This is a genomic window from Kribbella kalugense (assembly GCF_004365875.1).
Taxonomy (GTDB): domain Bacteria; phylum Actinomycetota; class Actinomycetes; order Propionibacteriales; family Kribbellaceae; genus Kribbella; species Kribbella kalugense.
Map to the genome: position 1 here is coordinate 3,347,933 of NZ_SODF01000001.1, position 12,159 is coordinate 3,360,091.

9 protein-coding genes are annotated in these 12,159 nt (G+C 62.7%); 7 read left to right on the forward strand and 2 right to left on the reverse strand.

Annotation, left to right across the window (positions count from 1 at the left end; translation table 11 throughout):
• Positions 1 to 353: 353 nt before the first annotated feature.
• Positions 354 to 1,280 carry a ketopantoate reductase family protein gene (locus EV650_RS15735; protein ID WP_134119487.1) on the reverse strand — a complete coding sequence of 309 codons (927 nt, stop codon included), beginning with the start codon at positions 1,278 to 1,280 and terminating at the stop codon, positions 354 to 356.
• A gap of 259 nt (positions 1,281 to 1,539) precedes the next feature.
• On the opposite strand from EV650_RS15735, the gene EV650_RS15740 reads away from it, so the two are divergent.
• From EV650_RS15740 to EV650_RS15760, 5 genes are all read left to right on the forward strand, one after another.
• Positions 1,540 to 2,265, forward strand: a complete 726-nt coding sequence (locus EV650_RS15740; protein ID WP_134119488.1) for a FadR/GntR family transcriptional regulator — start codon at positions 1,540 to 1,542, stop codon at positions 2,263 to 2,265.
• A gap of 201 nt (positions 2,266 to 2,466) precedes the next feature.
• Positions 2,467 to 3,243, forward strand: coding sequence for a fumarylacetoacetate hydrolase family protein (locus tag EV650_RS15745; protein WP_166678148.1), 777 nt, complete (start codon positions 2,467 to 2,469; stop codon positions 3,241 to 3,243).
• Between the two features lie 93 nt (positions 3,244 to 3,336).
• The gene (locus tag EV650_RS15750) at positions 3,337 to 4,335 is read left to right on the forward strand and encodes a dihydroxyacetone kinase subunit DhaK (RefSeq protein ID WP_134119490.1); all 999 of its coding nucleotides are present in this window, start codon (positions 3,337 to 3,339) and stop codon (positions 4,333 to 4,335) included.
• Positions 4,332 to 4,970, forward strand: a complete 639-nt coding sequence (gene dhaL / locus EV650_RS15755) for a dihydroxyacetone kinase subunit DhaL (RefSeq protein ID WP_134119491.1) — start codon at positions 4,332 to 4,334, stop codon at positions 4,968 to 4,970. Before EV650_RS15750 ends, dhaL begins: the two co-directional genes overlap by 4 nt.
• Positions 4,967 to 5,746, forward strand: coding sequence for an HpcH/HpaI aldolase family protein (locus EV650_RS15760; RefSeq protein ID WP_134119492.1), 780 nt, complete (start codon positions 4,967 to 4,969; stop codon positions 5,744 to 5,746). Before dhaL ends, EV650_RS15760 begins: the two co-directional genes overlap by 4 nt.
• Positions 5,747 to 6,321: 575 nt before the next feature.
• Here the strand turns inward: EV650_RS15760 and EV650_RS15765 are convergent.
• Entirely contained in the window at positions 6,322 to 7,815 is a 1,494-nt protein-coding gene (locus EV650_RS15765) for an MFS transporter (protein ID WP_134119493.1), read from the reverse strand.
• Between the two features lie 94 nt (positions 7,816 to 7,909).
• On the opposite strand from EV650_RS15765, the gene EV650_RS15770 reads away from it, so the two are divergent.
• Positions 7,910 to 8,758 carry an MmyB family transcriptional regulator gene (locus EV650_RS15770; RefSeq protein ID WP_134119494.1) on the forward strand — a complete coding sequence of 283 codons (849 nt, stop codon included), beginning with the start codon at positions 7,910 to 7,912 and terminating at the stop codon, positions 8,756 to 8,758.
• Positions 8,759 to 9,875: 1,117 nt separating this feature from the next.
• A complete protein-coding gene (locus tag EV650_RS15775) occupies positions 9,876 to 10,595 on the forward strand; it encodes a hypothetical protein (protein WP_134119495.1) in 720 nt (239 codons plus the stop codon).
• Positions 10,596 to 12,159 lie beyond the last annotated feature (1,564 nt).

A 12,159-nucleotide genomic window follows, 5' to 3' on the forward strand; every position in this document is an offset into this window, starting at 1 on the left:
GATGATCCGACGCGTTCGTCCTGGTGTCGTTGACCAGAACCGGCCGGAACCGTCGGCTGACGATCACAAAGACAAGATCCCCGTTGCGAGACCGTAGGTCGCTGCGTCCGGCCCGAGGCCTTGTCCATCCCCGATGCGGCGAAGCTGACAGTCGTCCTGTGCACGAAGTTGATCAAGAAGAACACGCTCATCAGGGGGCATCAGCCCGGGTGACACGTCGGATAGTCGCCTTCTCAGGGGCAAGGGCCGCACAGCTGCGGTGAGCTTGCGAAGCGGAACATTATCGCTCATGGTTGATGTCTTCTTCTCGCTGAGGTGGCGCGATCAGGAGAGACCTGCCGACGAGGCCACCCCTAACCGTCGAGTTCCCAGCTGTGCTCGAGCCCGGACACCAGTCTTGCTAGTGCTGCGTTGAGGGGTGCGGATATCCCGTAGGATGCGGCTGTCTTGACGATGGCGCCGTTGATAACGTCGATCTCGGTACTCCGGCGCCGTTCGACGTCCTGCAGCATCGAGGGCTTGCCACGGCCCGCCCGTGTGTTCGTCGCCCGGATCGCCGCGATGCGCTCGTCGTCGTCGATGTCGTAGCCGGCAGCTCGTGCAATGGCACACGACTCCCGAGCGATGTCCTCGGCCAGCTCTGCGATCGGAGGGTAGGTCACCACTTCGACGGCGGGAAACCGAGTGAGGGCTGACAACGGCAGCGATACGGAGTTGAGGATCAGCTTCTTCCACACCTCGGTTGCAGCATCGGCTGTCGCGGTGCAATCCCAACCAGCTTCGGTCAGGACGGCCGCGACCTCGGTCGACCGTGTAGTCCCGCCTGCGTAGTCGCCGATGTAGGTTGCGCCCACACCCGACTGGTCGACCTTGCCGAGTCCACGAACATGACAGCTGTTGTAGGTCACTCCCTGGATGAGTTGATCGCGCGGCATCGCAGTTGCCAAGACTTCGACATTGCCCCAACCATTCTGCAGCGACATGATGCTGGTCTGCTCGTCGATTAGCGGCTGAAGCGTCTTCGCGACTTCGCCAGTATGCGTTGACTTGACCAGCACGACCACAAGATCCGCGATCCCGATCTCGGCAGCCTCGGTGGTGGCACCGGGCGTTCCGATGACCGTGCCGGCCCGAGGAGTTGCGACTTCGATACCGTGCTTACGGATGTGCGAGATCAGTTCGGAGGATGCATCCAGCACATACACGTCGTTGCCACTGAGCTGCAAGGCGGTCGCCAGGGTCCCACCCATCGCACCGCTGCCGACAATCGCGATCTTCATCCGAATCCTCACCTTAAGGGCACGCCTGTCCGACAGGGTCTCGTCGCACCTATATTGGTTGACCAATATAGGCACAGTACAGCAGGATTGGCGATCCTGAAGCCAGTCAGGCTCGATCCGCTCCAAATTGGTATGCCAATTGCGTGGAGGGTTCAGCAGTGAGGGTCCTCGCCGTTGTCACCCGGCCGACGCTGAGTGATCGCGCGGACGCCAGGGCACTAACGTGGACCGCCGAACGTAGGTCCGAAGGGAAGTCAGCATGGATGTCGCGGAGACGGACGATGGCGCCCTGGGCACCGGCTCGCAAGCGGTGACCCAGCAACTGATGGACATGTTTGTGGGCGGCAACTTCCGACCCGGCGATCGTCTTCCCGCCGAGCGGCGCCTGGCCGAAAACTTCGGTGTCGGACGAGCCGCGATCCGAGAGGCACTTGCGGCTCTCGAGATGTTGGGTGTCGTCGAAACCCGCCACGGTGCCGGAACCTACCTGCAGGCCACCGCCGAGAACCTCCTCCCGCGTTCGATCGAGTGGGGCCTGTTGCTGAATCAGCGGGAGGCAATCGACCTCGCCGAAGCGCGCGAGCAACTGGAGATCTCGATCGTTCAACTGGCCGCGACCAGGGCGTCGGCCCAGGACATCGACCGGCTGTCCGCGGCCCAGGGCCGGATGGAATCCGCGACAAGCGACCCGGACGCGTTCGTCGCCGCCGATGTCGAGTTCCATCTGGAACTGGCGAAGATCGCCGGCAACAGCGTGTTGGCCGGGATGCTTGCGAGCACGAGGTCCCTACTCGAAGTGTGGATCCGCAGAGCGTCCAGTGGTGAGCGAAGCACGAACCTCACCCTGGAAGAACACCGCCGGATCGTGGATGCGGTGACAACGGGCAACGTCGACTCGGCCAAGGGAGCCATGCGCGTGCACATGAACGGCGCGCGAGCCAGGCTCGTCACATCCCTCGACGACTCCCCGCCTCAAAGTGGCTGACCAATATGTCATCACATGCATCCCCCTCTGAGCTCTTGCGCTTGACTGACCTCGACTCCAGAGTAGTCTGATCTTGAATTGGTCAACCATTCAAGAAGAGTGGAGCGCACATCAATGAAGCTGGCCACCATCTGGGACGGGTCACGGTCCGTCGTCGCAGTCGAGTCGGACAATGGCTGGATTGACACGGGCAATCCCTCGATGTTGGAGCTCATCCAGGCAGGTGAGGACGGTCTGCATTCCGCCCGCGCCGCTGTCGACGGCTCGACCGAGCCGATCGCCGTCGAGCGTTTTCTCGCTCCGATCACGCCGCGGCGCATCCTGGGTACGGCGATCAACTACAAGACCCACGCCCTCGAGAACCCGGATTGGGTCGATCCGGGAGACCCGATGGTGTCCTGGTGGAAAGGGCCGCACGCAGTCGTAGGGCCTGACGACCCGATCGTTCTTCCGTCCAACGCAGTGATCGACCGTGGGAACTGGTTCGACACCACCTACGAGGTCGAGCTGCTCATGGTCATCGCCAAGGACGCGAAGTTCGTGCGCTCCGAAGACGCCGACGACTACATCTTCGGGTACACCCTGATCAACGACGTCACTGCCGCGGGACTCATGCTGAAGCACGCTCAGATGATGCTCGGAAAGAACGTGGACACCTTCGCCCCGATCGGACCAGTCATCGTCACGAAGGACGAGTTCGACTTCGAGAACGCCCACATCTCGTGCGATGTCAACGGAGTCACCGTGCAGGACGAGCCGGTCGCCAACATGCTGCACCGACCCGAGCGTCTCATCGAGTGGGTCTCATCGATCATCACCATCGATGCCGGCGACTGCATCAGCACCGGAACCCCCCGCGGAACAGCACTGTGGCATCCGGACCACCCTTGGCTGAAGCCCGGCGATGTCGTCACGGTGCGCGAGCCCTCGATCGGACAGCTGACCAATCCGGTGAGCGCGCCGCAACAGACGCTCTGACGGGCAATCCAGCGCTTCAGTCCAGCTCGTGCGGGCGTCGCACAAGTGCCCTCTTCAGGAAGCGTCCGCGGAAAAATCGATCGGGAGCTGAGCATGAGCAAAATCATCAATGACGCCGAAACAGTCGTCATCGAATCCCTCCGAGGACTTCAGCACGCACACGCTTCGATCCTGCAGGTTAACGAGTCTCCGTTGTTCGTCCGCACGGCCGGCAAGCGTCCCGGTGGACACGTGGGTGTCATCTCCGGCGGGGGCAGCGGCCACGAGCCTCTGCACGCCGGCTTCGTCGGACTTGGGATGCTCGCTGCGGCGGTGCCCGGACCGGTCTTCACTTCGCCAGGCCCCAACCAGATCACGGCCGCGGCACGGTCAGTGGATTCCGGCGCCGGCGTGCTGTTCCTCGTCAAGAACTACACGGGCGACATCATGAACTTCGAGGCCGCTGCCGAAGACCTCGCGGCAGAGGGTATCCGGTCCGCGACCGTCGTCATCCGGGACGATGTGGCGATCGCCGATACGGAAGCGACCGCAGGACGCAGAGGTGTCGCAGGCGTCGTGTTCGTCGAGAAAATGGCCGGTGCCGCCGCGGCGCGAGGCAACTCACTGGACCTGGTAGCCGCCGTCGCCCAGGCTGCCGCTGACCGGGTGCGCACGATCGGAGTCGCGCTGGCGGCTGGATCCCTGTTCCATTCTCCCGAGCCCACCTTCGACCTCACTGAAGGCGAGCTAGAGGTCGGAATCGGGATTCACGGCGAACCGGGGAGATGGCGAGGGCCACTCGTTCCCTCTCGTGAGCTGGTCGAGACCATGCTCGACGCCGTCCTCGCCGAGATTGACGACAACAAGCAGGTTCTCGTCCTGGTGAACGGGATGGGAAGCACGAGCCTCGCGGAGCTGCACATCGTCTTCAACGACGCCTACGAGATCCTTGAGCATCGCGGGTTCGAGGTGCGTGATGCGCTGGTCGGCGACTTCGTCACCAGTGTCGATATGGCCGGGTTCAGCATCTCGATCCTCGGCGTGACGCCGGAACTCGAGGACTTCTGGCGCGATCCGGTCGACACGCCGGCGTTGTCGAGGCACAGGCGATGACCGCCACCTGCGACTTCGTCCGGATCTGGGAGCACGTCAGCTCGCAGATCGAGGCGCATCGCGACACCCTCAATGATCTGGATCGAAAGGCCGGCGACGGCGATCATGGCGAGAACCTCTCGCGCGGCTATCGCGCGGCTCTGGTATCCCTCCAAGACCGGCCCCCGGAACAGTTGGCGGACGGATTGGCCCGAGTCGGAAGCGTGGTCACCGATGAGGTCGCGGGAACCTCGGGCTTTCTCCTCGGCTCGGCCTTTCGGGAAACGGCCCGCGTTCTGACGACGGCCGAGACTCTGACCGCGGACGCGGTTGGCGCTGCGCTGAGTGCGGCGATCGACGCCATCGAGCGCCGAGGCAAGGCCCGGCTGGGAGACAAGACAATGCTCGATGCCCTCATTCCCGCGCGTGACGCGATCGCGTCACTGGATCCGGCCGCGAGCGCGCACGTTGCGCTCCAAGCAGGAGCCAAAGCGGCGCGGGAAGGCGCCATCGCGACTGCGAACCTCATCGCGACCAAAGGTCGCGCAAGCTACGTCGGCGAGCGCGGGCTGGGCAGTCAGGACGCGGGAGCGGTATCCACAGCGCTCACTCTCGAGGCACTCGCCGCAGCGACTCGAAACGAGCAGGCCAGATGAACGAGGAACTCCGAAAAAAACTAACGTCACGGGAAACCGCCTTCGGCCTCTGGGTCACCTCCGAGGCGCCCGCCATCACCGAAGTGGTTGGGACTCTGGGTCTGCACTGGGTATGCCTCGACATGGAGCACGGTTATCTCGATTACCGCGACATCGCCGGGCACTTGACCGCCGCCCGAGGTTCCGGCTTGTCGGTGTTCGTCCGGCCGCCGACCCAGGATCTCGAGCCGACGAAGCGGGCCCTGGACCTCGGCGCACACGGACTGATCATTCCTTTGGTGGACAACGCCGAGGAACTTCAGAAGGTCCACAAGCACGCTTTCTATCCACCGCACGGTCGACGCGGGATCGGCGGTGAGCGCAGCGTCACATGGGGCCTGAATCTCGAAGCGTACGTGCGCTCGGCCAACGACGAAATCATGATCGTGCCGATGATCGAGACGCAGACCGCCTACGAGAACCTCGACGCCATCCTGGATACCCCGCGCGTCGAGGCAGTCTTCCTCGGACCCGGTGATCTGTCCGCAAGCCGTGGCGCCATAGGAGAATGGGAAGGTCCCGGCGTCGCGGAAATCAATCTCGACATCCGCCGCCGTGCTGCCGCCAAGGAAATTGCGGCAGGCATCGTAGCCCGCGATACCAACGACGCCAAAAGTCGACGCGACCAGGGGTTCGGCATGGTCTCCCTAGGTTCCGACATCGGTCTAATGATCCGGCAGATCCGGCAGATGGCACGAGATCTAGGGGGTAGCCCCATCGACCATCGCTGGTTCTGATTCCAGCGTCACCGCGACATCGACGAGCACCACCCACACCCGCAGCGCGCGGATCAGCGACACGTTGCCGAGCCGCAGCCAGGTTGCGGCGTTCAGTAGCCGGGTGCTGCGGCGTGGTGGGTTTCGCCGTATGGCGTGGCAGCAGAGCGGATGCCGAACAGCCCGTCGGGGAAATCTCTGAGCCGTCGCCCCAGCCTGTGAGCCGGTAGTCGGCGTTCGACTTTAAGCGGAACACCACCCTCATAGGCACGGGAGTTCCAAATGCAGTCGAAACAAACGTGGCTCTGTAATTTGCTCGATCGGCGGAGCCGAGGGAGCGAATGGTGGCGGGCGGGCGCGTCCGCCACCCCTTCATCGTGAACAGGCTGCCGTCGCCGCGGCTCGGCAAATGCGTTGCCTGACCGTCGGGAAGGAGCAACCCGGTGTGCACGCCGTCGACCGGAAGTAGTAGGTCGGGTGGCAGAGAATCTCCCACATCAGCAGCAGCACGGGCGTGTCGGCGATGAATTGTCCACCGGGACAGGTCGGACACAGTTGGCACGCCGCTCGGTGCACACCAAACCTACTATTCGCGGTCATGGCCGGGCTTCCTCCTTCACCCTGATCATGCGTATGAAGACCAGACCGGCGAGCGCACCGACCACACAGGCAAGGGCTGCCCAATACAGCGTGTGCGCGAATGCCCCAGCTGATTCCTTGGCCGACGTGTTGTGCACCAAGGCGAAGTAGATCGACCCGTAGACAGCGATACCGAGCAACTGTCCGATCTGCAGAGTGGACACCAGGACGCCGCTGGCGCTACCCGCGAACTTCAGCGGCACGTGCGACAGAGCCATCGACAAGATCGGCCCGAAGCCATAGCCGAACGCCGCCGAGAGACCGAAGTTGACGGTCAGGTAGAGCGACGCGGGATCGGTCGCGGTGCGCAGGCTCCATGCCATGATCACGTATCCGGCCGCACCGATGAGCATTCCACCGATCATGAAATAGGTGTGGATCCAGGTCGGGAACCTGCGCCACGTCAGACTGCCCAGCGCGAATCCGACGCCGCCTGTGATGAACAGCAGGCCAGTATGCAACGCGCTGAGTCCCAGTCCGGCCTCGAAGTGCAATGCCTGCGCGAGCAGACTCCCGGCGTATGAGGACTGCATCAAGACCATGAACAACAACAACCACACGAAGCCGCGCGCTCCGACGACCTCAGCGGAGAGGATGGGATCCCGCCCCGACGCGCGGCGCTCGTGCCATGCGCTCAGGACCGCGAGCGGCACGACCAGGACAAGGAGCACGATCGACCAGACCGGCCAGCCGAGACCGGGACCGAAGACAAGCGGGATGACGAAGGAGGCAACCGTCGCCATCAGGCAGACCACGCCGATCAGATCGAAGCTCCGCGCGGAGTCGCCGCCGCGCCGAGGCACAAACCCGAGAACCAATGCGAAGAGAGCCACGCCGATAGGTACGTTGACCAGGAATATCGGTCGCCACACAAGGTGCAGGATGTTCGCGCCCACCAGCAAGCCACCAACGATCTGGCCGCAGATCGCGCCGATGGCGATAACCGCGCCGTAAAGGCCGATCGCCCGGGCTCGCCCATGACCCTCGAAAGTCCGCTGAATGAGGCTCATCACCTGCGGTACCATGAACGCCGCCGAGGCGCCCTGCAACAAGCGAGCCAAGACCAGGAAGAACGAGTTCGGCGCCATACCGCAGATGAACGACATCAGCGTGAAGCAGAGTACTCCAATCGCCAATACCCTCGCGTGGCCGAACCGATCGCCGGCGCGTGCGCCGGTGATCAGCAGGGTGGAGTAAGCGACCGTGTATCCGGCGACGATCAACTGCAACACGGAGCCCGATGTGTGCAGATCCGAGCGCACCGCTGGCGAGGCTACGTTCACGATAGTTACATCCAGCACCGCCATGAACTGGGCGACCAGCAGCAGCGCAAGAATGATTCCCTTGCGAATTCTCTTCGACTCATCTCGGCCACAATCCGCCGAGGCTCCGGAGGCCGCGAAACTTCCATTCGAACCAGAGCGAGCCCAATTGGGATTTTGAACATTCATGAGCCAATGATGACCGGTGCTTCGCGACTGCGTAAGGCGTACCCATTACTATAATTGGCAGTACCACTCTTAGCCCGACCAAGGGAGCAATCACGTGGATGTGTCGCGAAGGAATGAGTTGGGCGACTTCCTGCGCAAGTGTCGGGCCCGACGTACCCCGATGGACGCGGGACTGCCGACCGGACCACGTCGGAAAACTCCTGGCCTGCGGCGGGAAGAAGTGGCCGAACTGGCAGGGGTTGGTCCCACCTGGTACACGTGGCTGGAGCAGGGGCGACCCATCAACGTGAGCCTTCGTACCCTCAACGCGATCGCGGACGCCCTTGGGTTGACTCGCCCGGAGCGCGAGCACATGTTCCGTCTCGCCGGCGTTACGTCCAGCCATCTCCCCGGGAGCGACAACCGTACAGATGCCGAGATACCCGAGGTAGTGCGCGCGCTAATCACGAAGATCGAGCCCTATCCTGGTTGCGTATACGACCCCAGCTATAATGTTCTACTATGCAACGAAGCCTACGCGGCCTGCTTCCCGGAGCTGTCTTCGGCAAATAGTCCGGATCGCAATATCTTGCGCTACCTCTCCCAACTCAACAGCACACAGTCGGCCGCCCAGGAAAATCTGATCCGGGCGATGATCGGTCGCTTCAGATCAAACTACAGCGCCAATATCGACAATCCGAGTTGGCACAGGCTGATCGAGGACGTCATCGTTAAGAATACTCAGATGAAGCGGTACTGGGAGGAGCAGATCGTGAACGATGCGGCGGATTCCGTCGACAGCGTCAGCACCGCAGTCGGGGAGATCACTTTCACCTCTGCGTCATTCGCCACGGGCACGAGTCCAGCACTGAATGTGCTGGTGGGAGTCCCCAGAACGAACCGCGATCGTGCCCTGCTGGAAGAATTGCTGCGCGCCACACCAGGTCCGACGGCCCTGCCTTGAGCCAGGGAGAGGATGGTCCTCGGTTTCCGTCTCACGGCCGGTGCCACAGCCCGGTCGGCGTCGGAGAAGGACAGAACTCAGCGGCAGCAGAGATAACCATCAACGATTACGGATCAGGGCAACGCGGCGAGACACCTGGCACCTCGGCCAATTCGGTCTGATGATCCGGCAGATGGCACGAGATCTGGGGGGTAGCCCAATCGACCATCGCCGGTTCTGATTCCAGCATTGCCGCGACATCGAAGCGCACCTGCCCCAGTCAGCGCGGGACTAGAGACACGTTTTCGAGCCGGCCAAGCTGCGGCGTTCAGTAGCCGGTGCCGTGGTGTGGTGGGTTCGGCCTACGGCGTCGCACAAGAGCGGATGCCGAAGAAGCCATCGACCCAGCCTGTGAGCCGGTAGTCAGTGCTGGCCTTGACCGGAACCGCGCGCACGGGGCAGTTCCCAAATGGAGTCGAAACGAGCGTGGCCACGTAGGTTGCTCGATCGGCGAGCCGAGGTAGCGATTGGCGGCAAGTGCGGTACGCCCGCCGCCTTCATCGTGAACGTCGCGGCTCGCCTGGTGCGTCGCCTGACCGTCGGAAGGAAGCAACTCGCTGTGCACGCCCTTCGACCGGAAAGTAGCAAGTCGGGTGGTAGCGAACCTCCCACATCAGCAGCGATGCAGGGGTGACGTGACAGCGATTAGTTGCCCACTGAGATCGGTCCGGACACGATTGGCGCACGGCTCGGTGCACGCCAAACCTCGATTCGCACTTATGGCCGGACTTCCTCCTTCACCCTGATCGTTCGGATGAAGACCATACCGGCGAGGGCACCGACCACACAGGCAAGGGCTGCCCAATACGGCGTGTGCGCGAAACCCAACTGATTCCTCGGCCGACTTGCTCGCCGATACCCCATGCCCGGCCGGTACGACGTGGTGCCGGCGGTTCGCCGACGGCTGTCCTCGGGTGTGACGTCGGTCGACTCTGGATCGCGTCCACCCGCCCGACAGCTCGACAGCTCACCGGATCGACCATCTCAGCGGTCCCCAGCTCATCGGTCCGCTCGCCGGAGAACTCCCTATCTGGCCGCGGCGATCTCCATGACCCACATTTGATGACAGAATGTGAGCGTGGGACTACAGATGTGGGATGATTGTCGCACCGAGTACTCCGCCCGTTGGCCTCGGTTCCAGACCGACTTCGAAGGGTTGCTGGACGGTCTGCGCGAGCTGCAGTTTGACAACGCGAGCGCGACGATCTGGGTGGGTCTGGCAGATCAATCGGTCGGGCGACGCACCTGGTTAGGCCGCCTCCCGAGCGATGAGATGGCCGCGCTGGTCGGCGCCGCATTGCACTTCAGGCTAGAGGTGAGCTACCCCGACGGTTCCTATGCGACGATCGCGAACCTGCCGCGGAAGCGGCGCACAATCCAATTCACGGCAGGCGTCGCCCAGGACGCAGTCCACCGGTTTCGGATCGAACTGCGGAGAATCGGGCTTCGACGCCGCGTTCTGCTCGTGTTGCCCTCCGCAGGCGCCTGCGTGGCGGCCACGGCCTCGATGACATTCGCCATCAGTTATGTGTCCCACCCAAGCGCAATCGGCATCATCGCGACGTGCGTCAGCGGCGCAGCCGCTCTCATCTGCTTCGTCGGCCCCCTAAGCAGTGGCAGCGCGCTGCCGACCCGGGGCAGGCGGACTCGCGTGAATCAATTGGAATTCCGCCGAGATCCGCAGAGCAAACTCGAAGCGAGACATCGTCTGATCACCTTCTCGCCAATCAATGCCGTTGACGTGGCAATCAGCCTCTGCCTCACGTTCGTGGCAGCACTTCTCGAACGCTGGCTGTAGGCATGCGGCAGGACCATCTTTTGCTCATGTACAGCGCCTATCGAGAGGTTGATCGCCCCCAAGTCACGAAATCCTTCGTCGCGTCGCCATCGCACCCAGCAGCAGGCTGAACGTGATCGTGATCAGCAACGAAGCCATGCACGTCGGTGCCCCCTCACACTGACGGGCATGCGGGCGCGGACCTTCGCCTCACTGACCCCATCGACGTGTGCTTCGTCGGGTTCTCACCTCCCTGAGCTGCTTGGATTGTCACTGATGGCGCTTTTCGCCGCGGCCGGACTCCAGCTTCGAGTCGCCCTCGAACTGGACGGTCTGAGAACACTGCCGGAACTCTTCACCAATGGCCTAGAGTTCTTGATCCCACAGGCTTGTGGTCATCTCAGGTCCAGGCGAGGTGCGGCGTCATGGTCCGGGTACCCGATAGGATTCCAGGTCAGGTTGCCGACATCGGTCGTCACCAGCATCGACTGCTGACCGATTCTCACGGCGGCTTCGAGCGGACGCAGTACAGGCCAGGCCTCACCTCGGCCATGATGACCTCGGTGCGGCCAACTCGTCTAGCGTGGTCCGGTGCTGCCCGGCGGCGGGTACCCACTGCCGCTCGTCGGCCCGGCTGAAGTCACCACGAACCCGCGCGCGTCAACATAAAGATGCCTCCGGCAACAACAAATTGAGTCAGCAACAACCTTTGTCAATGCAAATCCCCGATCTCGGAATCCGGGTCGTCGACCTACATTCTTGAACTTCCGGGTCGATATGATCACCCAGAGACATCAGGTAATACCAGACCAACAGGGAAGAGTGTCATGGCATTTCGAAGATCATCGAAAAAAGATGGCGCGACATCGGAGCCCAAGAGAGGGATCGTTGGAATTCGCCTGGGCGCGACATCATGGACCGAGGCTCGCCATTCCGGAACCGAGGAGCTTCGGATGGCGGAACTAAGGCACGAGATAGAAGCAGCGGAGAAAACCAAGAGAGGCGAGGAAGCTCGGCAGCGAGCGAGCGGGACTGGGGACGTTGAGAGAGGGTTCGGGATCACCGGATCCTTGGCGTCACTTCTTATATAGGTCGCACAGATAGCCCTGAGGTGAATAGTCTGGAGCGCCGACGAACACTGCAAGCCGACCACGCCAGGAATCTTTACGGGTCAGATCGGAAGCGGACAGGGACGCTCCGGAGTCCCGCAAATACATCAAGGTTCGCTCACCGTATGGAGTACTCGTCGACCCGCAACGCGCATTGGCAGCGTCGCGTGTGGCGGGAAAGAAAGATCAGCGCGGAAACCCCAGCAGGTTCGAGCTCGGCGGAGACACTGAGCCGAGAGTAGTCCTCGTCGACCCGCCCGAAGCAGCCACTTTCTTGTGAAGATTGACCGGCAGCAGAGGCTCAACCGGCTATATAAGCAGGAACCGCCTGCCAGGCTGACAATCGCCACGGCGACCCATAGAGGGCCGCTGGGCGGGTCGGCGGGTACAGCGGCGAGGGGAAAGTAGCCGTCCACTCCGAGCGCTGACCAGCACCCACCAAGAAGGACCACGAATGGCATCGAGACGGAGCGCTG